The sequence below is a fragment of the Stenotrophomonas sp. KH_029 genome, from assembly GCF_057839765.1.
In genome coordinates, this window is sequence record NZ_CM174498.1 from 946,056 (window position 1) to 967,635 (window position 21,580).

The 21,580-nt window shown below is 68.4% G+C and carries 16 protein-coding genes; 7 read left to right on the plus strand and 9 right to left on the minus strand.

Going from position 1 to position 21,580, the window contains the following annotated elements; all coding sequences use genetic code 11:
* Positions 1 to 13: 13 nt before the first annotated feature.
* The 6 genes from AC3ITM_RS04325 (at position 14) to AC3ITM_RS04350 (ending at position 6,291) form a co-directional block, all read left to right on the plus strand.
* Positions 14 to 658 carry a histidine phosphatase family protein gene (locus AC3ITM_RS04325; protein WP_489268689.1) on the plus strand — a complete coding sequence of 215 codons (645 nt, stop codon included), beginning with the start codon at positions 14 to 16 and terminating at the stop codon, positions 656 to 658.
* Between the two features lie 46 nt (positions 659 to 704).
* A complete protein-coding gene (gene folC / locus AC3ITM_RS04330) occupies positions 705 to 1,979 on the plus strand; it encodes a bifunctional tetrahydrofolate synthase/dihydrofolate synthase (protein WP_489268691.1) in 1,275 nt (424 codons plus the stop codon).
* 110 nt (positions 1,980 to 2,089) lie between these two features.
* Complete coding sequence (locus tag AC3ITM_RS04335; protein WP_489268693.1) at positions 2,090 to 3,097, plus strand: SPOR domain-containing protein; 1,008 nt, start codon at positions 2,090 to 2,092, stop codon at positions 3,095 to 3,097.
* A 55-nt stretch (positions 3,098 to 3,152) separates the two neighbouring features.
* Positions 3,153 to 3,932 (plus strand): CvpA family protein, encoded by a 780-nt coding sequence (locus AC3ITM_RS04340; protein WP_489268695.1) that lies wholly within the window; start codon positions 3,153 to 3,155, stop codon positions 3,930 to 3,932.
* 30 nt (positions 3,933 to 3,962) lie between these two features.
* Positions 3,963 to 5,429 carry an amidophosphoribosyltransferase gene (gene purF / locus AC3ITM_RS04345; RefSeq protein ID WP_489268697.1) on the plus strand — a complete coding sequence of 489 codons (1,467 nt, stop codon included), beginning with the start codon at positions 3,963 to 3,965 and terminating at the stop codon, positions 5,427 to 5,429.
* A gap of 10 nt (positions 5,430 to 5,439) precedes the next feature.
* Entirely contained in the window at positions 5,440 to 6,291 is an 852-nt protein-coding gene (locus AC3ITM_RS04350) for a ferritin-like domain-containing protein (RefSeq protein ID WP_489268699.1), read from the plus strand.
* A gap of 134 nt (positions 6,292 to 6,425) precedes the next feature.
* Here the strand turns inward: AC3ITM_RS04350 and AC3ITM_RS04355 are convergent, their stop codons facing one another.
* Complete coding sequence (locus AC3ITM_RS04355; protein ID WP_489268701.1) at positions 6,426 to 7,913, minus strand: phospholipase effector Tle1 domain-containing protein; 1,488 nt, start codon at positions 7,911 to 7,913, stop codon at positions 6,426 to 6,428.
* A gap of 219 nt (positions 7,914 to 8,132) precedes the next feature.
* Between AC3ITM_RS04355 and AC3ITM_RS04360 the strand changes: the two genes are divergently transcribed.
* Positions 8,133 to 9,386 (plus strand): zinc-dependent metalloprotease, encoded by a 1,254-nt coding sequence (locus AC3ITM_RS04360; RefSeq protein ID WP_489268702.1) that lies wholly within the window; start codon positions 8,133 to 8,135, stop codon positions 9,384 to 9,386.
* Between the two features lie 58 nt (positions 9,387 to 9,444).
* Here the strand turns inward: AC3ITM_RS04360 and AC3ITM_RS04365 are convergent, their stop codons facing one another.
* From AC3ITM_RS04365 to phoR, 8 genes are all read right to left on the minus strand, one after another.
* Positions 9,445 to 10,095: a hypothetical protein gene (locus tag AC3ITM_RS04365; protein ID WP_489268704.1), complete on the minus strand. Its 651-nt coding sequence runs from the start codon at positions 10,093 to 10,095 to the stop codon at positions 9,445 to 9,447.
* A gap of 18 nt (positions 10,096 to 10,113) precedes the next feature.
* Complete coding sequence (lpxH, locus tag AC3ITM_RS04370) at positions 10,114 to 10,857, minus strand: UDP-2,3-diacylglucosamine diphosphatase (protein ID WP_489268706.1); 744 nt, start codon at positions 10,855 to 10,857, stop codon at positions 10,114 to 10,116.
* A gap of 240 nt (positions 10,858 to 11,097) precedes the next feature.
* Positions 11,098 to 11,637 carry a phosphatase PAP2 family protein gene (locus AC3ITM_RS04375; RefSeq protein ID WP_228887569.1) on the minus strand — a complete coding sequence of 180 codons (540 nt, stop codon included), beginning with the start codon at positions 11,635 to 11,637 and terminating at the stop codon, positions 11,098 to 11,100.
* Positions 11,618 to 12,757, minus strand: coding sequence for a glycosyltransferase family 4 protein (locus AC3ITM_RS04380; RefSeq protein WP_489268708.1), 1,140 nt, complete (start codon positions 12,755 to 12,757; stop codon positions 11,618 to 11,620). Before AC3ITM_RS04380 ends, AC3ITM_RS04375 begins: the two co-directional genes overlap by 20 nt.
* 238 nt (positions 12,758 to 12,995) lie before the next feature.
* On the minus strand, positions 12,996 to 15,929 hold the full coding sequence (locus AC3ITM_RS04385) for a TonB-dependent receptor domain-containing protein (protein WP_489268710.1): 2,934 nt from the start codon (positions 15,927 to 15,929) through the stop codon (positions 12,996 to 12,998).
* 447 nt (positions 15,930 to 16,376) lie between these two features.
* Entirely contained in the window at positions 16,377 to 17,903 is a 1,527-nt protein-coding gene (gene ppx / locus AC3ITM_RS04390; protein WP_228887572.1) for an exopolyphosphatase, read from the minus strand.
* A gap of 216 nt (positions 17,904 to 18,119) precedes the next feature.
* A complete protein-coding gene (ppk1, locus tag AC3ITM_RS04395) occupies positions 18,120 to 20,207 on the minus strand; it encodes a polyphosphate kinase 1 (protein ID WP_489268713.1) in 2,088 nt (695 codons plus the stop codon).
* Entirely contained in the window at positions 20,204 to 21,544 is a 1,341-nt protein-coding gene (gene phoR, locus AC3ITM_RS04400; protein ID WP_489268715.1) for a phosphate regulon sensor histidine kinase PhoR, read from the minus strand. Before phoR ends, ppk1 begins: the two co-directional genes overlap by 4 nt.
* Positions 21,545 to 21,580: the final 36 nt, after the last annotated feature.

The window sequence follows — 21,580 nt, forward strand, 5'->3', positions numbered from 1 at the left end:
ACTCCCAGTACGCATGCGCATCCTGCTTGCCCGCCACGGTGAAACGCCGTGGAATGCCGAAGGCCGTTACCAGGGCCAGATCGATATCCCGTTGTCGCCGATCGGACAAGCGCAGGCCCAGGCCCTCGGGGAGCGCCTGAAGTCGGTGGACATCACCCGTGCGGTGGCTTCGCCGCTGTCGCGCGCGCAGCTCACCGCGCAGTTGGCGCTGGGCACCGAACGCGCGGCGATGCTGCTGACCGAGCCGGACCTGCAGGAAATCGCCCACGGTGAGTGGGAAGGCCTGTTGGCCAGTGAAATCCACGAAAAGGATCCCTCGCGCCTGCAGGCATGGCGCGACGAGCCGGACACCGTGCTGATGCCCGGTGGCGAATCGCTGCGCCTGGTGCTGGAGCGCAGCTGGCGCGGCCTGGCCCGCGCCGCTGAAGGCCTGGGTGAGCACGACACGTTGCTGGTGGTGGCCCACGATGCGGTCAACCGGGTGATCCTGTGCCGCATCCTCGGCCTGCCGTTGTCGCGCCTGTGGACCTTCCGCCAGGCCCCGACCACGCTGAACCTGCTCGAAGGCACCGATCTGGACCAACTGGAAGTGGTGCGCCTGAACGATTGCGCCCACCACACCCCGTTCTTCGGCGAAGCCAAGCACCGCGCGCTGTAACCCGGGTACGCCCCATCCCGCCGTCCGCCACATCGATCCAACGCCCATGACCACCGCCCGCCCGCACACCCTCACCGACTGGCTCGCGCATATCGAGCAGCAGCATCCGGCCACCATCGACATGGGGCTGGAGCGCGTGCGCAGCGTGGCGCAGGCGATGGGACTGGGCGCGCCGGGCGAGCGCACCATCGTGGTCGGCGGCACCAACGGCAAGGGCTCCACGGTCGCCTTCATCGAGGCGATCGCCCGCGCGGCCGGCTGGAAGGTGGGGGCATACACCTCACCGCACCTGCTGCGCTACAACCAGCGGGTGCGCATCGATGGCCAGGAGGTCTCCGATGCCGCCCTGGTCGGTGCCTTCAATGCCATCGAAGACGCGCGCGGCAGCACCACGCTGACCTATTTCGAATACGGCACGCTGGCCGCACTGCATCTGTTCGCGCAGGCCGGGCTGGACCTGGCGGTGCTGGAAGTGGGCCTGGGCGGGCGACTGGATGCGGTCAACATCGTCGATGCCGACGTGGCGGTGATCACCACCGTGGATATCGATCACAGCGAGTGGCTGGGCGAAGACCGCGAAACCATCGGGGTGGAGAAGGCCGGCATCATCCGCGGCTGGAAGCCGGTGATCCTGGGCGAGACCGACCCGCCGTCCAGCGTGCTGGCGCGCGCCTACCTGGTGGGCGCCAATGCGATCCGCGGTGGCAGCGACTTCTTCGCCGACCGCCTGGATGCGCAGCACTGGTGCTGGCGCGATGTCGGCTTCCGCATCGAGCTGCCAACCCCGGCGCTGCGTGGCCCGATCCAGCTGCGCAACGCGGCCACCGCCATTGCCGCGCTGCGCGCGCTGGACAAGCCGCTGCCGCGCGCGGCCTTCGCCGAGGGGGTGGCGGCGGCCCGCATCGACGGCCGCCTGCAGGCGTTCGACCGCGACGGGGTGGAAGTGCTGGTCGATGTCGGCCACAACCCGCAGGCCGCCGCTGAACTGGCCAGCGCGTTGAAGGCGGCCAGCGTTGCCGGGCGGACCGTGGCGGTGTTCGCCGCGTTGCAGGACAAGGACGCCGCCGGCGTGGTGCAGGCGCTGGACGCGCAGGTCGATGGCTGGCACCTGGCCGGCCTGGACGGTGCGCGGGCGCAGAGCGCGCAGGAACTTCGCGCGCGCCTGGGCGGCACCGCCGCGGCGCAGGCGGCCACCCATGCCACGGTGGCGCAGGCGCTGCAGCAGGCCATGGACCAGGCCCGGCCGGGCGATCGGGTGCTGGTGTTCGGCTCGTTCCACACCGCCGCGCAGGCACTGCACTGGCTGAAGCGCCCGGCCTGAGCCGAACCTTGCGTACGCACGCGGCGGCCGTTCAGCCGCAACAGACGCCACTCACGCCGACACCCGTATAATCTCCGTGGCATTCCGCCGCGCCGCCCTGCCTGCCTTCCGTGGATACTCCTCTGAAACAGCGACTGATTGGTGCCATCGTTCTGGTGGCTTTGGCTGTGATCTTCCTGCCCATGCTGGTCAAAGGCCCTGCGCCGGACAGCGGCGTGGCCAATGTGCCGATCAGCGCGCCGGCGGCGCCTGCCGATGGCCAGTTCGAAACCCGTGAGCTGCCGCTGGTGGCGCCCACCGGCGGTGCCACCGGCCTGCAGGCCGGTGCGTCCACCACCCAGCCGTTGCAGGACACCAGCGCCGCTGCGGCCGATCCGGCTACGGCCGACAGCTCGCCGGCGGTGGCTGCCGGCAATTTCGCGGTCAGCTTCGGTGCCTATGCCAGCCAGGCCGACGCCAATGCGGTGATCGCCTATCTGCGCAAGGCGCAGCTGCCCGGTTTCAGCGAAGCGGCCACCATCAACGGCCGCCAGGCCTGGCGGGTACGCGTGGGGCCGTATGCCGACCGCGCCCAGGCCGAGTCCGCGCGGCTGCAGGCGGTCAAGGTGCGCAGCGACGTCAAGGCCGAAGTGGTGACCCTGGATGCGCGCGCCGACAGCGCCGTGGCCAGCGCGCCGACCCCGACCCCGGCCCCGACCGCCACCCCGGCCAATACCGCCAGCGCTGCCAGCGCCGCACCGGCCGGCGCGGCCGTGCGCACCGAAGCCCTGCCGCCCGAACCGGTTGCCGCGGCCAAGCCGGCCGCGCCCAAACCCGAACCCAAGCCGGCCCCGGCCAAGCCCGCCCCGGCGGTGGCCACCCCGGCTGCCCCGGCCGCCAGCAGCATCGGCTTTGCCGTGCAGCTGGGTGCCTTCGGCCAGGCCGCCGAAGCCAACGCGCTGCGCGACAAGGTCCGCGCCGCCGGTTTCAGCGCATTTGTGGAGCAGGTACGTACCGACAAGGGCACGCTCAACCGCGTGCGCGTCGGTCCCGTCGCCAACCGGGCCGAGGCGGAGAACCTCAAGGCCCAGGTTGCGTCGAAGGTCGGCGTGGCCGGCATGGTCCGGCCACATCCCTGATGCCGGCCCTGCGCCCGTGCCTTGAGGCCGGAACGTTCCTCCCGGGAGGAAGCGCATGATCGATTTCGTGTTGTTGGCGGTGATCGGCATCTCGACCCTGCTGGGGGTGATGCGCGGCTTCGTCAGTATCGTCATCAGTACCCTGTCCTGGCTGTTGGGCAGCTGGGCGGCACTGATGCTGGGCAAGTCCGCCGCCGGCTGGTGGTCGGCCCCGGCCGCGCCCGGCACCGGGCATTTCCTCGCCGGCTACCTGACCGTGTTCCTGGCGGTGATGGTCTCGGTCTGGGGCATCGGCCTGGTGATCCGCCAGGCGGTGCGCTCGACCAGCCTGAACGGCGCCGACCGCGCGCTGGGCGGGGCGCTTGGCCTGGCCCGGGGCGGCCTGATCGGCTGCCTGCTGCTGCTGATCGCCTCCTATACCCCGTTGCCGCGCGAAGCGGCGTGGCGCAATTCCAACCTGCGCGCCATGCTCGGCCCCGGCGTGGGCTGGATGCAGGCCAAGATGCCGCGCATGCCCGACATGCCGCAGCTGCCCAGCCTGCAGGGCATGCCGATGGCGCTGCCGGAGGTGAACATGTCGCAACTGTCTGGATCGGAGTTGGGCAAGCCGCTGCTGACAGGCGATAATGGGGTGCTTGGCGGGCTGCTGGGTGGGCGCGGATGGCCGCGACCGCTGGATGAAACCCCGCAACAGGTGGTGGACCCCGCCGATGTATCGGCGCGTGGGTCCCACCCAGGCTCCCCGACTTCCTTCGATCCGGCGCTCGTGCGCCCGGATCCCACCGATCCGGCACGGAACGGTTCCCCAGGCCAGGCACGGCCACCTTCACAGTAAATGGGCTCGGCCCAGCGGAGAGTTCGCACCATGTGTGGCATCGTCGGAATCGTCGGCAACCAGAACGTCGCCGGGCAGTTGTATGACGGCCTGACCGTCCTCCAGCATCGTGGCCAGGATGCGGCCGGCATCGCCACCGCCGATGGCACCCGCCTGCGCGTGCAGAAGGCCAACGGCCTGGTCCGCGACGTGTTCGATGCCAAGCGGATGTCCACCCTGGAAGGCCGGGTCGGCATCGCCCACGTGCGCTACCCCACCGCCGGTTCGGAAGGCATGGACGAGGCGCAGCCGTTCTACGTCAACTCGCCCTACGGCATCGCGCTGGCCCACAACGGCAACCTGATCAATACCGAAGCCCTGCGCCAGCAGGTATTCGAGCAGGACCGCCGCAACGTCAATACCGATTCGGACAGCGAAGTGCTGTTGAACGTGTTCGCCTACGAGCTGGACGCGCAGCGCCAGCTCACCCCGGAAGCGGCGATCCGCGCGGTGGCCGGCGTGCACCGCCGGGTCAAGGGCGGCTATGCGGTGATCAGCGTGGTGCTGGGCCTGGGCCTGGTCGCCTTCCGCGATCCGCACGGCATCCGTCCGCTGGTGCTGGGCAAGCGCGCCCATGCCGAAGGCGATGAGTACATCGTGGCCTCCGAATCGGCCGCGCTGGACGTGCTCGGCTTCCAGCGCGTGCGCGACGTGCGCCCCGGCGAAGCCCTGGTGATCACCGCGCGCGGCGAGCTGTTCTCCGAGGTCTGCGCCGAACCTGCCGAACACAGCCCGTGCATCTTCGAGTACGTGTACTTCGCGCGCCCCGATTCGATGATCGACAACGTCTCGGTGCACAAGGCGCGCATGCGCATGGGCATCAAGCTGGGCGAGAAGATCCTGCGCCTGCGCCCGGACCACGACATCGACACCATCATCCCGATCCCGGACACTTCGCGCGACGCCGCGCTGGAGATCTCCAATACGCTCGGGGTGAAATACCGCGAAGGTTTCATCAAGAACCGCTACATCGGCCGTACCTTCATCATGCCCGGGCAGGGCGAGCGGGTGAAATCGGTGCGCCGCAAGCTCAACCCGATCCACCTGGAATTCCGCAACCGGGTGGTGCTGCTGGTCGACGACTCGATCGTGCGCGGCACCACCAGCCAGCAGATCGTGCAGATGGCGCGCGATGCCGGCGCACGCAAGGTGTACCTGGCCAGCGCCGCGCCGCCGGTGCGTTACCCCAACATCTACGGCATCGACATGCCGGCGGCCGAGGAGCTGGTCGCTCACAACCGCAGCATCGAGGAAATCGAGAAGCACCTGGGCTGCGACTGGTTGATCTACCAGGACATCGAGGACATGGAAGCGGCGGTGCGCGAAGGCAACCCGGAGCTGAAGGCCTTCGATTCGTCGTGCTTCAACGGCGTCTACCCGACCGGTATCGAACCGGGTTACTTCGAACGCATCCAGCAACTGCGTTCGGACGATGCCAAGCACAAGCGCCGCGCCTGAGGCCGGCGTCATGGACCAGCAGTTGCCGCTGGATGCGGCCGGTGACCTGCTGCGCGCCGCGCAGCACTGCCTGGCCGCGACCGATCCGCTGCACAAGGTTGCGTTGACCCAGGCCTATGCGGCGCAGTTCCGCTGTGGGCAGCTCAAGGCGGCCGCCGACGCACCGCCGCCGGCACCGATCCGGATGCCGGGCCGTCCGGCCAGGCCGACCCTGGTACACCCGCGCGAGCTGCCCAAGCGCGGGCTGGGCAGCGTGGAAGGACGCGCCGCGTTCATCCACGCCATCGCGCATATCGAACTCAATGCGATCGACCTGGCCTGGGATGCGGTGTACCGCTTCCGGGGGCTGCCGGCCTCGTTCCATGCCGACTGGGTCGGCGTGGCCGATGATGAATCGCGGCACTTCGCCTTGCTGCACGCACGGCTGCGGGCGCTGGGCTACGACTATGGCGATTTCGATGCGCACAACGGCCTGTGGGAAATGTGCGAGAAGACCGCCCATGACGGCCTGGCGCGGATGGCGCTGGTGCCGCGCGTGCTCGAAGCGCGCGGGCTGGACGTCACCCCCGGCATGATCACCAAGCTGCGCAGCGCCAACGACCACGCCACCGCCGATGTGCTGGAGATCATCCTGCGCGAGGAAGTGGCGCATGTGGCCGCCGGCTCGCGCTGGTACCACTGGTACTGCCAGCGCGCCGGGGTGGAGCCGCGCGGGCGTTTCATCGCGCTGTTGAACCAGTACGCCGGCGGTTTCCTGTACGGGCCGTTCAACCTGGAAGCGCGCCTGCTGGCCGGCTTCGATGAAGAAGAAATCGCCAACCTGATCGAACAGGCCGGCCGCACCAGCGGACCGGCAAGGTAGGGACGCATCCGGATCGACTGCCGGTGGACGTGCCGCGCCCGGTAAGGGCATAGCCAACATCGGCGTCGGCGTCGGTACGGGCCATGCGTTCGTCGCGCCGATCATCGCCATCGGCAGTCGTTCGGGAACCGACCCTAGCGGTTGGGCAACACCACGCGCTGCCCATCCTCGGTCGGGCGGTTGATGTAGAACAGCCCGGGGCCGGGCCGGTAGGGCAGTTCGCGGGTGGCTTCGTCGGCGGCATACAGCAGCGCGGTATCGCCCAGCGCATCGAAATTCCAGTGCGCCGACTGCATGACATAGCCTTGGCGCAGCGTCAGTTCCTGCGCCGCATCCAGCGGCTGGCCCGTCAGCAGCCGTGCGGCGATCGGCAGCAGCGCATCAGGCAGGGCCAGCTCGGGCACCTCATCGACCGCTCGGCTCCAGTGCACGCCGGCGTCGGCCGCGCGCTGCTGCATCAGCCGCAGCGGCACCCACTGGTAGCGTCCATCGATCGGGCGGCGCAGCACCACGGCCGCGTGCGCGTACAACACCCATTGCGGCAGCACGCTGGGGCTGCCGGCAATGCGCTGGGATTGCCAGCGGTGCCACACGTCCACCCACACCGCCTCCTCGCCCAGGCCGAGCTGCGCCTGCCAGTGCCGGCAGGCCGCCTGCGCCTGCCGGTACACCTGGGTATCGCGCAGCAGCGACAGCGGCGGCACGGCGGTGTCGGCCAGCGCATGCTTGACGATGCGCTGGCCCAGCGGCCGGGTCAGCAGCTTCGGGCCCTCGATGCGCTGGTCGTAGCCGCCGCCGATATTGGCGTGCACGCCGGGCAGGGCGATTTCTTCGTGCTCCGGTGCCACCGTGGTCAATGCGAAGTGGTAGCGGTGTTCGTCGCGCGCGGCCAGTTGCAGGACCTTGTCGGCCGCATCGGCAGGCAGGGCCAGCGCGGGCCATTGATCGCGCTGCTGGCGGTTGATCGCCACCACCGTGTCGAACAGGCCGACAAAGCGCGCCGGTCGCCGCGGCACGGCGGCATCGCCGGCCAGCTGCCAGCCGGTGCGGCGCAGCTGTTCGCGCAGCCAGGCCGGCCCATCGGCGTGGTTGAGGCGGTTGAGCGCATCGCGCGCCGAGGCGGCACCGCGCGAGAAGCCGAACAGGTCCAGGCGTACCTGGCCCAGCGTCCGGCCCGGGTGCGCGTGCGCCAGTGCCCGCAGCGCCTCGGGCAGGCGTTCGTCCAATGCACGCCGCGCCTTGGCACGCACGCCGGTGCGCCCGATCCCGAAGGCCAGGCCCATCAGGTCGTCTTCTTCACCGCTGCGGGTGCCGGCGCCCTCGACGTAGATCGCCAGCGACAGCGCATCGCCGGCCAGCGCGTGCGTCCGGTTGTCCGGGTACAGCGCATGCAGGCGCGCGATGTTGGTCAGGCCATTGCTGTAACTGCTGGTCAGGCGGCTCTGGTACGGCGAGGCGTCGTCGGCGACCAGCGGTGCCGGCGGGCGCGCTGCCGGGGTGGTGCTGCCTGGCGGGCGCGAGGCACGCAACAGGTTGTCGGCATTGTTGCGGGTGCCGTCGAAGAACAGGCCGACCTGCAGCGACAGCGTCGCGGTGGTTGCCGGATTGGGCTGTCCTGCCATGGCGCTGATTCCCGGTGGATGCCGCGAAGGTAGCGCGAAAACGACACGGACGCGACATCGCTGAACCACCCGGTCGGCGGTCACAGTTCGGAAAGAATGATTTGCAAGGTCTATTGAATTCACGCAATCAAGTGGAGCCATATGGACGGGCCGACCCGCAGGGGCTGCGCTGCAACAACGACCACTACCATTTTTTCCCACTCAAAGAGAGACGACACGATGTCCAGATCGATGAGCAAGGCCGCAGGTGTGTTCACGTTGTGCCTGGCCGCCGCAGGCGCAGCCAGCGCCGCGCCGCTGTTCCAGCCGGTGACGGTGCTCAGCCGTGCCGGCGCCGTCGACCAGCCCGCCGCGCAGGCGCTGTTGTCGGCCGCCTCCACCGCTGCGGTGCAGGAAGTACGGGTGGATGCGGCGGCGGTCGATGCCCGCCAGCGTTCGCTGGAGTTCGAACTGCTCGGCACCCCGGTGCAGGCGCTGCAGCAACGCGTGCAGGCACTGCCCGACGGTGGCAGCATCTGGTACGGCCAGTTGCAGGCGCGCGATGCCAGGTTGAACGCCCGCACGGCCGGCAATGATCCGGCCAATTCTGTGATCCTGGTACGTGCCGGCGATACCATCACCGGCTCGATCCGCAAGGACGGCCAGCTGTATCGGCTGCGCCCGCTCAGCGATGGCCGCCACGTGCTGGTGGAAGTGGACGAGTCGCGCATGCCGGCCGACCACCCCGGCGACTACAACAGCCTGCCCACGGTGGCGATGCCGGGCAACGACCGCATCGGCATCGCGGGTGCGTCCTCGGGCACGCCGGCGACCATCCGGGTGCTGGTGGTGGCCACCAACGGCGCGGTGGCGGCCTATGGCGGCAACATGCAGTCGCTGGTGCAACTGGCGGTGGCCGAGTCCAACCAGGGCTATGTCGCCAGCAACGTCGGCCTCACCCTGGAACTGGCCGGCTATGAAACCACCAGCTATGCCGAGTCGAGCAGCTTCTCCACCGACCTGTCGCGCTTCCGCAGCACCAGCGACGGCATCATGGACAGCATCCACACCAGCCGCAACAACAGCCGCGCCGATGTGGGCGTGCTGGTGATCAACAACGCCAGCTCGTGCGGGCTGGCCTCCAGCATCGGCTCCAGCGCCGCCACCGCGTTCGCAGTGGTGCACTGGGACTGCGCCACCGGCTACTACTCCTTCGCCCATGAAATCGGCCACCTGCAGAGTGCGCGCCACGACATCGCCACCGATCCGAGCACCTCGCCGTACGCGTATGGTCACGGCTACCGCTACGAGCCGTCGAGCGGTTCGCGCTGGCGCACGATCATGGCCTATGCGTGCGCGGCGGGCTGCCCGCGGCTGAACTTCTGGTCCAACCCGAACATCAACTACAACGGCGTGCCGATGGGCATTGCCAGCAGCGCCGACAACCAGCGCGTGCTGGTCAACACCAAGGCGACGGTGGCCGCCTTCCGCTGATCCTGGCCAACGCCCTGTCTGCCACCGCACGCTGCGGTGGCGGGCAGGGCACCTTGGGTCAGGTCGGATCTGCCGCGTCGGGGCGGCAGCGCCGCAGCGCGGTCTGGCCATCGTCGGCCTCGATCCGACTGGCGCTCTTGTCGCCCCCGGCGGAGGTGCTGTCGGCGTCGATGAAGAGCAACAGGTTCACGATCGCGCTGGTGGCCACATACGCGGTGTCGCCGTCGGCCGTGGTCACGCCGCGATACAGGCGCGGGGTTTTGCCACAGACCACCAGCTCGTAGGCCATCGCGCGGATGCCCTCGCCATCACCGGCCTGCAGCCGCATGCGTTCGCCATTGGGGCCGCTGCCGAAGCGCTCCAGCAGCACCCAGCCCTGCGCGGGAGGCGCCTGTTCGAACGCGAACACGGGCGTGCGTCCCTGCGCATCGGTGATGCCCTGGTAGACATCCTTCTCTGCGGCCACGAACGGCAGGTCGAACGCGGTGTGCGACAGCGCGAACGGCCGCAGCGCGGCCGGTGCGGCGCTGACCGTATCGCGCAGCACGAACTGGTACCGGTGCGGGCCGCTGCCGACCTGCGGGGCCTGCGGGTCGGGGCGGATCTGTTCCACCTGGGGTGATGTAGTGGCTTCGGCGGCGCTGGCTGCCACAGGCGCGCCCAGCGAAAGCAGCGCGGCCAGCAGCAGGGCTGGTATACGGTCGATCATCCGTGATCCTTTGTCGGCTCAGCGCGCCAGCGTGTCCAGGCTCCAGCCCTGCGCGGTTACGCGCAGCACCGACCCTTGTTCATACCAGTCGCCCAGGACAATCCGGGTACACGGGCGATCGCCGACCTGCAGCGCATGGATCGCCGGGCGGTGGGTGTGGCCGTGGATCATGGTGTCCACGCCGTGGCGGGCGAAGGTGGCCTCCACTTCAGCCGGGGCCACGTCGGTGACGGTTTCGAAGGTGGCGCGGTCGCCCTGTTTCATTTCCGACTGACGCGCCTGGCTGGCATCGCGTGCCTTCTGCGCAAACGCGATGCGGGCGGCCAGCGGCTGCGACAGGAACTGCGCCTGGAATACCGGGTCGCGGGTCTGCGCGCGGAACTGCTGGTAGGCCACGTCGTCGGTGCACAGCAGGTCGCCGTGCTGCAGCAGCACCGGGCGGCCATACAGGTCGATGACGCTGGGGTCGGGCAGGATGCGGAACCCGGCGCGGCGCGCGTAGTCGTTGCCGACCAGGAAGTCGCGGTTGCCGCGGATGAAGTACACCGGCACCCCGGCATCGGCTACCGCGTGCAGCGCATCGGCCACCGCATCGGCGGCCGGCGAGGGCGTGTCATCGCCGATCCAGGCCTCGAACAGGTCGCCGAGGATGTACAGCGCCTCGGCCTGCGCCGCTTCATCGCGCAGGAACGCCAGGAACAGTTCGGTGATGGCTGGACGGCTCGGGTCCAGATGCAGATCGGAAATGAACAGCGTGGTCATGGGCCCATTGTAAAACGGCAGACGCCCTGCGGGATGCGATGAGCCTGGATGCCATGCAATCACTCTCTGGTGGAGAGCCCCCCTTGAGTCAAGGGGGCGCGGCGTACCGCCGCGGGGGATAGGGGTGGTGGTGAGCCGGGGCCCGCGCTTTGCCTGGCAAAGCGTGGGGCTGGGGCACGTATGCGTACCGACCAACGGTCGGTACCTACCGGTAGCGGCCGACCGTTGGTCGGCGGCGGCCTATACCGGCAACGGCAACCAGCGCAGGCTGGCGCCGGCCAGCGCGGTGCCGATCGCGGTGGCGGCCAGTACGTCGCTGGGGTAGTGCAGCCCCAGTACCACCCGCGACAGGCCCACTGCGGCGGTGAACGGCACCAGCAGCGGTGCCAGCCACGGGTAGTAGGCCAGTGCGACGATGGTGAACGACACCGCGTGCAGGGTGTGCCCGGAGGGGAAACTGAATTCATCCAGCGGCGCCACCCAGGCGCGGATGCGCAGGTCGGCCGCATATGGGCGCGGGCGCCGGGTCCAGCGTTTGAGGCCCTTGTACAGCAGCAGCGCCATCAGCCCGGTGGCGGCCATGTGCAGCGAGGCCTGCAGCCCCTCCAGACCATCCACCAGCACCAGCGCGGCCATCAGCGCATACCAGAACACGCCATCGCCGAGCCGGCTGACCACGGCAAACGCGCGGCGTACCCGTCGGCGCCGGCAGTAGTGGTTGGCGCGGCGGCACCAGCGGGTTTCGTGCCCGCGCAGGGCCTCAAGCGGCGTGGTCGGCATGCGGCCTCCGGGCGTGCGCCAGTTCGGACAGCAAGGCATCGAACTCGGCCACCACCCGCTGCGGATGCAGCCGTTTCATGGCCGTGGCCGCGTTGCGGCCCAGGCGAGCGCGCAACACGTCGTCGCCGGCCAGCTGCAGTGCGGCGGCGAGGAATTCGGCATCGTCGTTCACCGCGATGCCGTTTTCATCGGTGCGCAGGTATTCGCGCGCGGCGCCGTAGTCGAAGGCAACAGTGGCCACGCCGCTGGCCATGGCTTCCAGGGTGACATTGCCGAAGGTCTCGCTGCGGCTGGGGAACAGGAACAGGTCGCCGCTGGCGAAATGGCGGGCCAGCGCGTCGCCGCGCTGTACCCCGCAGAAGATGAAGTCCGGGTTTTCATGCGCGAGCTTGGCGCGCGAGGGGCCGTCGCCGACCCAGATGAAGCGCGCCTTGGGGCGGATCTGCTGCAGCCGGCGGAACGCCTTCACCGCCAGGGCGAGGTTCTTCTCCGGGGCGATGCGGCCGACATAGATGGCGGCAAAACCGTTGCCGTCGATGCCCCATTCCTCGCGCAGGGCGGGGTCGCGCCGCGATGGTTCGAACTGGCTGCTGTCCACCGCGCGGGCCAGCAGCCGCACGCGGTCGAAGCCCTGTTGCCCGAGGAACTGCTGCAATTCCAGGGTGGGCACCAGGGTGGCGTCGGCCTGGTTATGGAAGCGCCGCATCCAGCGCAGCGCGGCCGCCTGCAGCCAGGCCACGCCATAGTCGGGCAGGTATTCGTCGAAGCGGGTATGGAAGCCGGTGGCCACCGGGATGCCCAGCCGGCGCGCGGTGCGCAGCGCCGACCAGCCCAACGGGCCTTCGGTGGCGATATAGATGGCATCGGGGCGCTGCTGCTGCCATTGCCGCGCCAGCCGCTTGGGGGCGGGCAGGCCGAAGCGCAGGCCCGGGTAGCGGGGCAACCCGGCCCCGGCGACCAGCAGGGTGTCGTCGGCGTGTTCTGCTTCACTGGCCTGGCGGGGCCGGACCAGATCGACCTGGTGGCCGGCCGCGCGCAGTCCCTGTTCCAGCCCCTGCACGGTCAGGGCGACGCCGTTGACCTCGGGGGGGTACGTTTCGGTGACGATGGCATAGCGCATGGCGGGCCTCCGGTATGCAGCGCATGCTGGGCGCGTGCGATGTAGCCGACATGACGCCGGTATGACCGTGGCATGACGGGGTACGCCCGGCCCGTGGTCGGATATCGCCGTGCAGGACGTCGCCGTGCCGAGCCCGGCGCGACCGACCCCGGCCCAGGCCTGCCGCTTGTGTCCGCCATAAAAAAACCACGGCCCCGAAGGGCCGTGGTCAGTGTGTTGCGGTACTACCTGGCAGCGATCAGAAGCTCTGCTTGTACTGCATGTACACGAAGCGACCGATGTCGAAGGCACCGTAGTACGAGTACACCGAGTTCGGCTTGGTGTACATCACCGGGCCCAGGCGGTTGAACACGTTGTTGGCGCCGATGGAGACCGTCGCGTTCCACGGCAGCTTGTAACGCGCCTGCACGTCGTGGAAGGTTACCGAACCACGTTCGTTGTAGTTGCGCGTGCCCTTGTACCAGGGCGCGGCCACGTTCGGATCGGAGCACTCGTCCGGATGGTTCGGCAGGCTCAGGCACTGCTCCTTGACACCGGAGTAGTAACGCGCCGACCAGCTGATGCCGAAGTTCTCCAGGTCCCAGCCCACGGTGGCGTTGGAGCGCACGCGGAAGCCGATGCCGGCGTTGGTGGCGATGCCGTTGGTGGTGGTCGGCACGGTGGCTGCGTCGTTGGACGAACGGTAGATGTTCGAGCTGACGTAGGTGGTGGACAGGTTGGTGCTCAGCTTGCCGTAGTCGGTATCCAGACGGTAGCTCAGGTCCAGGTCGTAGCCTTCGGTCTCGACGAAACCGGCATTGCGGTTGCCGAACTTCAGGCCGGTGACGATGCCGTTGGCCGGGTCACGGGTGAAGCGGTCGCAACGCGACTGGATGCCCTGCTCGTAGCAGTCGATCAGGATCTGGTTCGGGCTGTCGGACACGATCGTGTTGTCGATTCGGATCTTCCACCAGTCCAGCGACACGTTGAGGTTGCTGATGAAGGTGGGGCTCCACACCAGGCCCAGCGTCTTGCTGGTCGAGGTTTCCGGCAGCAGGTTCGGGTTGGAGCCGGAGGTGAACGGCACCGGGGTGGCGGCGCTGGAGCCGGAGGTCGGCTTGTTGGTGCTGTCCAGCTGGCGGAAGGTATCGACGTTGGCGATGTCGGCGGCGCAACGTGCCTTCACGCCGGCGTTGGACTTGGCCGAGCCATACACGCTGTCGCACGGATCGGTGAAGGTGGCGAAGGTTTCCGAGCCGCCACCGAACAGGTCGTTGATGGTCGGGGCGCGGAAGCCTTCGGCCCAGGTGCCACGTACCAGCAGCTGGTCCAGCGGCTTCCACTTGAAGCCGAACTTGCTGTTGAGCGTGTCGCCGAAGGTGTTGTAATCCGAATAGCGGGTGGCGGCGCTGAAGCTCAGCTCCTTGGCACCGGGCAGGTCGGCCAGCACCGGCACGTTGATTTCCAGATACGCTTCCTTGACCTTGTACGAGCCACCGGTCGGGCCTGCGGCCAGGTTGGTGGTCGCGCCGGTCTGGGCCAGTGCATCGGGAACGAACTTGCCGTTTTCTTCGCGGTTTTCCAGGCCGAAGGCAAAGCCCAGGTCACCGGCCGGCAGGGTGAACGCGCTGCCGCTCAGGTTGGCGAACCAGTTCTTGGTCGAGGTCTGGCCGGTGGCGTTCTCTTCCGGGAACAGCCAGTCCTGCAGGGCCTGGTTGCCGTCCAGGCCGTACGGGTTCTGCACGCCGTACGGGACCAGCGGGTTCCAGACCATGCAGTTGGCCTTCGGTGCCGCTGCGCTGCCGCACTCGACCTTGCCGGTGGCGGCGTTGAGGTAGGACGGGCCGACCGCATCGATGACGCGCTGCTTGTGCAGATTGCCGGTGGTGTGCTGGGTCAGCTCGTTCTTGCTGTACTGGTAGCCCACTTCCCAATCGAAGTAGCGCTCGCCCAGGTCGAAGGAACCTTCGAACGAGGCCACCGCGCGGTAGGTCTTCAGCTCGCTGGTGCTGGTACGCGGCAGTTCCCAGGTACGGCGGTTCCAGGCCACCGAGGTCGGCGCGGCGTAGCCGTTCTTGTTGCCGAACGGGTTGAAGTAGCTGTCGATGGCCATGTTGCCGGCGGCAGCGGTCTTGCCCAGCGAGCTGGAGGCCAGCGGGTAACCCGCGGTGACGCGGGTCGACGAACGCTTGTTGTAGCCCAGCTCGGTCTTGAAGCGGATGCTGTCGGTGATGTCGGCCTGGCCGGAGAAGAACAGCGAATCACGCTTGATCGGATAGCTCAGGTGCATCTGATCGTTGGTGTTGCTGGTGTCGCCGGTGAACGCAGCCGGATTGGTCAGGTGGTAGTTGCCCGGCTTGGTCGGGTCGCTGCCGCGGTTGAGGTTGTAGCCACAGCCGGCCGCAACGGTGCAGCCCGGGCCCTTCACGCCGGTGAACTGGCCCCACTGGCTGGTGGTGGTCCAGCCTTCGGTCGGGTGGCGGTCGGTGTTGCTGTACTGGCTGAAACCGCGGTCACGCGCCCACACGGCCTTTTCTTCCGAATGCTCGGCGGCGAAGGTGGCCGAGAGGCGGTCATTGGACCAGCCGGCAACCACGTCGAAGCGGTCGCGTGCGCCGTCGCCTTCGCTGTACTGACCGTGGTAGACGTTGGCGGTCACGCCGTTGACGTTGCTGCGGGTGATGATGTTGACCACGCCGGCCATCGCATCGGAGCCATAGATGGCCGAGGCGCCGTCCTTCAGGATCTCGATGCGCTCGATCGCCGACACCGGCAGGACCGACAGGTCCTGGTAGCCGGAGGTGCTGATGCCCAGGCGCTTGCCGTTGACCAGCACCAGCGTGCGCTGGGTACCCAGGCCGCGCATGTCGACGTAGGTACCGCCTGCATTTTCACCGGCGGTCAGCACGTTGGCACGGCTGATCGTCGGGCTGCCCATCGCGGTGACGTTCTGCAGGATGTCCGACACCGAGCTGAAGCCCTGGCGTTCGATGTCCATGCGGGTCAGCGCCAGCACCGGCTGGGCGGTTTCCACGTCGACCTGGCGGATGCGCGAACCGGTGATCTCGATGCGATCCAGGTTGGTGGTGTTCGGCGCGTCCTGTGCCATCGCCGGTGCGGCGACCAGACCGGCGGTGCCGGCGACCAGGGCAATGCGGATGGCTTGCCCCAGCACGTTGGTGCGTGAATTCATTTGGCTCTCTCTCTCGTTCGGAACTCAATCAAAAAGGGGTGGACGGGTCCAAGTTCCCGCCATCCCAAAAAATCCGGCCATGTGAAGGCCGGTAACCCGATCATAGTCTCGGTAGTTAAGGGTTTGTAAAGTCATCGTGATGGATTTATCACAAATCCCTAACCTGAAAGACAAAATACGATCAAAAGCAATGGCTTGGCATGAGACCGTCAATCGGGCTTCATGTCTGTTTATGTCGATATGTATCAAATTGCTGCGATGCAGTACGGTTTTGGCGCACAACCGTACGGATCAGTCACACGGCTGCCGCCGGAGGCAAGGCCGTGCCGGTGGGGGCCGTGGGGAGGTCGCGATGGCAGGATCCCAGCGCGGGCCAGGGGCAGGGCAGGCCTGCACCGCAGGCGATCCGGTACGGGCCTGCGCGGGAGTCCGCGCAGGCCGGTCTGCTCAGGCCACGAACGGGCGGAACTGCAGCCCCAGCCCGGCCATGCCGTCGGTTTCGCCGATCAGGTCGGCGCGCAGCAGCGGGCGGGCGTCGATGTAGGCCTGCGGCAGGATCAGCGACAGCCGGCTGTCGTCGGCGGTCAGGTCCAGGGCCGGCATCGGGGTGTCTTCGTGGGTGCGGTTGAGCAGCACGGCCAGCCGCAGCAGGGCGGTCATCCGCCGGGCCGGCAGCAGCAGGCGCTCGGGCAGGGCGTCGAAGGCGGACTTGGAAATGTTGCGGCGGTGGCTGCGGACCAGCGCGGCCAGCAGTTGCTGTTCCTGCCGCGAGAAGCCGGCGATGTCCGAGTTCTCCAGCACGTAGCTGCCATGCACGTGGTAACCGCTGTGGGCGATCATCAGCCCCAGCTCATGCAGGCGCGCGGCCCAGCCGAGCATGCGCGCATCGTCCGGGTCCAGGCCCCAGCTGTCCTCGACCTGGCCGAGCAGGTGCATCGCGGTGCGTTCCACGCGCTCGGCCTGGACGGTGTCGATGCCGTAGCGCTGGGTCAGCGCGGCCACCGATTCATCGCGCAGGTCGTTCTCGCTGGCACGGCCGAGGATGTCGTAGAGGATGCCCTCGCGCATCGCCGCCTTGCTGACCAGCAGCTTCTCAAGGCCCAGGGCCTGGAACGCCGCCTCCAGCACCAGAATGCCGCCGGCGATGATCGGGCGCCGGTCGGCCGACAGCCCGGGCAGGTTGATGTCCTCGATGCGCTTGGCCTTGAGCAGTTCGTCGCGCAGCTGCGGCAGCGCCTCGGCGGTGATCGCGCCCTTGCTCAGCTTCATGGTCGCGCAGATCTCGCTGATCGCCTTGTGCGTCCCCGACGAGCCCAGCGCCTCGTGCCAGCCCAGCGCGCGGTACTTGGTGGCGAACTGCTGGAACTCCGCGCCGATCTCGGTCAACGCATCCTTCCAGCGCTTCTTGCTCAGCTTGCCGCCGGGGAAGAAACGCCGGGTGCTGGCGATGCAGCCGGCCTGCAGGCTTTCGCGCTCCAGGGTCTGCATGCCCTGGCCGATGATGAACTCGGTGGAGCCGCCGCCGATGTCGATCACCAGGCGGCGCTGGTCCGGCTTGGGCGGCTGCGCGTGGGCCACGCCGAGGTAGATCAGGCGCGCCTCCTCACGTCCGCTGACCACTTCGATGGCATGGCCCAGCGCGGTTTCGGCCGGCATCAGGAACGCCTGCGGCGAGCGCAGCTGGCGCACCGTATTGGTGGCCAGCGCACGTACCCGTACCGGCGGGATCGCATGGATGCGCTGGCCGAACCGGGCCAGGCATTCCAGCGCGCGCTGGCGCGCGTCGGCGGACAGGCCGCCCTTGCCGTCCAGGCCATCGGCCATGCGCACCGTCTCGCGCAGGCGGTCGACCACCCGCAGCTGCCCGAGCGTGTAGCGCGCGATGACCATGTGGAAGCTGTTGGAACCCAGGTCGATGGCGGCGAGCAGGTCGCCATCGCGCAGGGCAGGCGGAGTCGTGGAGGTATGCGGCATGGGCGAATGTTAGCCGAAGGCGGGGGCGCGAAGTCACCGCGTGGCCTTCACAGGGGCAGGCTGCGACGACCGGTCGCATCGAGGGGGGGGCGGCGGCCGATGCGCAGGTCGCGGTGGGGCTGGCCGTTGCTCCTGGCCCGGTAGGTGCCGACCGTTGGTCGGCACGCGGGGGGACATTGGCCGGCACGCAAAGACGTACCGACCAACGGTCGGTACCTACAGGCCTTGCATCAACGTCATCTGCGCTGCATGCGGGGGCTCGTCGTGGCCCGGCGTGCACTTGTCGTACTCGCCGTTGGCGCGCAGTTCCCAGGCGTTGAGGTTGTCGTCCAGGTAGTTCTGCAGTACGTCGCGGTACACCTTGCGCGCCAGTTCCGGGTCCAGGATCGGGAAACAGGTCTCCACCCGGCGCAGCAGGTTGCGCTCCAGCCAGTCGGCGCTGGCGCAGAACAGTTCGGCGGCGCCATCGTTGCCGAACCAGTAGACCCGGCTGTGCTCCAGGAAGCGCCCCACGATCGAGCGCACCCGGATGTTGTCCGACACTCCCGGTACGCCCGGGCGCAGGGTGCAGGCGCCGCGCACGATCAGGTCGATCTGCACGCCGGCCTGCGAGGCGGCATACAGCGCACGGATCATCTGCGGCTCGTTGAGGGCGTTCATCTTGGCGATGATCCGGCCCGGGCGGCCGCTGGCGGCCAGCCGGGTTTCGCGCTCGATCCGCTGCAGCAGCCCCGGGTGCAGGGTGAACGGGGACTGCAGCAGGCGCTTGAGCTTGGTGCGCGGGGCCAGCCCGGACAACTGCTGGAACAGCAGGTGCACATCGTTGCCGATGTCCGCATCGGCGGTGATCAGGCTCAGGTCGGTGTACGCGCGCGCGGTGCCGCTGTGGTAGTTGCCGGTGCCCAGGTGCACGTAGCGGCGCAGCTTGCGGCCTTCGCGGCGCACGATCAGCAGCATCTTGGCGTGGGTCTTGTAGCCCACCACGCCGTACACCACCTGCACGCCGGCTTCCTGCAGGCGGTCGGCCAGGCCCAGGTTCGCTTCTTCGTCGAAGCGCGCGCGCAGCTCGACCACCACGGTGACGTCCTTGCCGTTGCGCGCGGCCAGGATCAGCGCATCGACAATCTGCGAATCCTTGCCGGTGCGGTACAGGGTCTGCTTGATCGCCAGGGCGTTGGGGTCCACCGCCGCCTGCTTGATCAGGTCCAGCACCGCGGTGAACGCATCGAAGGGATGGTGCAGCAGCACGTCCCCGCGCGCGACCACCTCGAAGATGCCGTCGCTGTCGCGCAGCACCCGCGGGTTGAGCGTGGGGTACTTCAGTTCCGGGCGCGCCAGCAGGTCGTACAGCTGGATCACCCGGTTGAGGTTGACCGGGCCGTCGATGCGGTACACCGCGTTCTCGGTCAGGCCGAAGTTCTGCAGCAGGGTGCGCACGATGTCGCGCGGGCAATCCTGCGCGATCTCCAGGCGCACCGCCGGCCGGTAGCCGCGGTCGACCAGCTCGTCGCGCAGCGCCAGCGCCAGGTTCTCCACTTCTTCCTCGTCCACCACCAGCTCGGAGTTGCGGGTGACCCGGAACTGGTAGGCGCCCTGGACTTCCATGCCCGGGAACAGTTCATCGACGAAGGTGGACAACACCGAGGACAGGAACACATAGGTCTGCCCGCCGCCGAGTTTTTCCGGCAGCTGGATGATGCGCGGCAGCGAACGCGGTGCGCGCACGATGGCCAGGTGGCCGGCGCGGCCGAACGCATCGGTGCCCTTGAGGACCACCACGATGTTCAGCGATTTGTTGAGGATCTTCGGGAACGGGTGCGAGGGATCCAGGCCCAGCGGCGACAGCACCGGCATGATCTCGTTGCGGAAGTACGCGCGCAGCCAGCGTTTCTGCCGATGGTTCCACGAATGCCGGCCGAGCACGTCGATGCCGGCTTCGTGCAGTGCCGGGCGCAGGGTTTCGTTCCAGCAGCGGTACTGCTGGTCCACCAGCTGCGCGGCGCGGTCGTGGATGGAGTTGAGGATGGCCTGCGGGGTCATCCCGTCCGGCGCCGGCGGCAGGCCGAACTCCTGGGCGTGGCGCACCGCGGCGGCGCGGATTTCGAAGAACTCGTCCAGGTTGGTGCAGGAGATGCACATGAAGCGCAGGCGCTCCAGCAGCGGCACCTGGGTGTCCATGGCCTGGGCCAGCACCCGGAAGTTGAAATCCAGCTGCGACAGTTCGCGGTTGATGTACAGCGCCGGATCGCGCAGCGGGTCGTTGTCGGCATTCACAACGGCGGGAAGGGGGCCAAGGCTGCTCATGCGGAAAAGTCTTCGGAAGAAGGAAGGGAGGCCGCTTCGGTGCGTACGCGCACGTGGTCGGCATCGAAGTGGCACGAGAACACACTGCCCTTGCCGACCTCGCTCTGGATCTCCAGGCGCGCATGGTGCAGGCCCAGGATGTGCTTGACGATCGACAGGCCCAGCCCGGTGCCGCCGCTTTCGCGCGACCGGCTGCTGGACACCCGGTAGAAGCGTTCGGTCAGCCGCGGCAGGTGGGTGGCCGGAATGCCGTAGCCGGTGTCGCGCACGCGCAGCGCCACGCCCTGGCCCTCGCGCGCCAGTTCCACCTCGACGCGGCCGCCGGCCGGGGTGTAGCGCACTGCATTGGTGACCAGGTTGGAGAAGGCGCTGTGCAGTTCCTTGTTGGAGCCCTGCAGGTCCACCCCGGCGTTGTCGATCACGCTGATCTGGTGGCGGCCCTGGCTGTGCGCTTCGGCCTCGCGGCGCAGCGTGGCCAGCATCGGCGCCATCGCCACCGCCTCCTCCTCGGTATGTTCCTGCGATTCCAGCCGCGACAGGGTCAGCAGGTCTTCGACCAGCTGGGCCATGCGCTGGGACTGCTTGCGCATTTCCTCCAGCATCGGGCCGGTGCCGGGGAAATCCTCCGGTTCCATCATGTCCAGATAGCCGTGCACCACGGTCAGCGGCGTACGCAGTTCATGGGAGACGTTGGCGACGAAATCGCGGCGCACCTGTTCCAGCCGCAGCAGCTTGCTGACATCGCGCGCGATCAGCAGCCAGTAGTCCGGCGAGTAGGGAATCAGGCGCAGGTTGAGCCGGATCGCCGCATCCACCGGCGAGGCCACGTCCAGGATCGGTTCGGCGTTGCGCCCACCGGCCAGCCAGTGGGCCAGCGGCATCGGTTGCAGGCGTTCGACCAGGGCCTCACCCAGGTCGCCGGGATGGTGCAGGCCCAGCAGCGAAGTGGCCGCTTCGTTGAACCACTGCACGCGCTGGCTGTTGCGGTCCACCACCACCACCGCGTCGGGCAGCGCCGCCGCGGCGGCGCGGTAGCTGCGCAGCATGTCCAGCAGGCGCCGTTTGCGCGTGCGCATTTCCAGCTGGTTGCGGTACAGCAGGCGGTCCAGTTCGTTCCATACCCCCGTGCCTTCGCGGGTGTCCCAGCGGTGCCGCGCGGTCAGCCGGCGCAGCACCCGGCGCAGCCGCCAGTAGTGCCAGGCCAGCGCGCCGATCGAGGCCAGCGCGATGCACATCCAGACATGGCCGGTGAGCAGCCCCAGCACGCCGGCGGCGAGCAGCAGCAGGGCGAGGGTGGCCAGTGTCTTCAACCAGGCAGAGCGGATGTGGCGCGGCATTGCGGTCTCGCGGAAGTTGCGGTCCCCGGCGTGATC

Bases quoted from the DNA above. Each gene is read 5' to 3' on its own strand.
- AC3ITM_RS04325 (WP_489268689.1), top strand. From the start codon at position 14: ATGCGCATCCTGCTTGCCCGCCACGGTGAAACGCCGTGGAATGCCGAA.
- folC (WP_489268691.1), top strand. From the start codon at position 705: ATGACCACCGCCCGCCCGCACACCCTCACCGACTGGCTCGCGCATATC.
- AC3ITM_RS04340 (WP_489268695.1), top strand. From the start codon at position 3,153: ATGATCGATTTCGTGTTGTTGGCGGTGATCGGCATCTCGACCCTGCTG.
- purF (WP_489268697.1), top strand. From the start codon at position 3,963: ATGTGTGGCATCGTCGGAATCGTCGGCAACCAGAACGTCGCCGGGCAG.
- AC3ITM_RS04350 (WP_489268699.1), top strand. From the start codon at position 5,440: ATGGACCAGCAGTTGCCGCTGGATGCGGCCGGTGACCTGCTGCGCGCC.
- AC3ITM_RS04355 (WP_489268701.1), bottom strand. From the start codon at position 7,913: ATGGCAGGACAGCCCAATCCGGCAACCACCGCGACGCTGTCGCTGCAG.
- AC3ITM_RS04360 (WP_489268702.1), top strand. From the start codon at position 8,133: ATGTCCAGATCGATGAGCAAGGCCGCAGGTGTGTTCACGTTGTGCCTG.
- AC3ITM_RS04365 (WP_489268704.1), bottom strand. From the start codon at position 10,095: ATGATCGACCGTATACCAGCCCTGCTGCTGGCCGCGCTGCTTTCGCTG.
- lpxH (WP_489268706.1), bottom strand. From the start codon at position 10,857: ATGACCACGCTGTTCATTTCCGATCTGCATCTGGACCCGAGCCGTCCA.
- AC3ITM_RS04375 (WP_228887569.1), bottom strand. From the start codon at position 11,637: ATGCCGACCACGCCGCTTGAGGCCCTGCGCGGGCACGAAACCCGCTGG.
- AC3ITM_RS04380 (WP_489268708.1), bottom strand. From the start codon at position 12,757: ATGCGCTATGCCATCGTCACCGAAACGTACCCCCCCGAGGTCAACGGC.
- AC3ITM_RS04385 (WP_489268710.1), bottom strand. From the start codon at position 15,929: ATGAATTCACGCACCAACGTGCTGGGGCAAGCCATCCGCATTGCCCTG.
- ppx (WP_228887572.1), bottom strand. From the start codon at position 17,903: ATGCCGCATACCTCCACGACTCCGCCTGCCCTGCGCGATGGCGACCTG.
- ppk1 (WP_489268713.1), bottom strand. From the start codon at position 20,207: ATGAGCAGCCTTGGCCCCCTTCCCGCCGTTGTGAATGCCGACAACGAC.
- phoR (WP_489268715.1), bottom strand. From the start codon at position 21,544: ATGCCGCGCCACATCCGCTCTGCCTGGTTGAAGACACTGGCCACCCTC.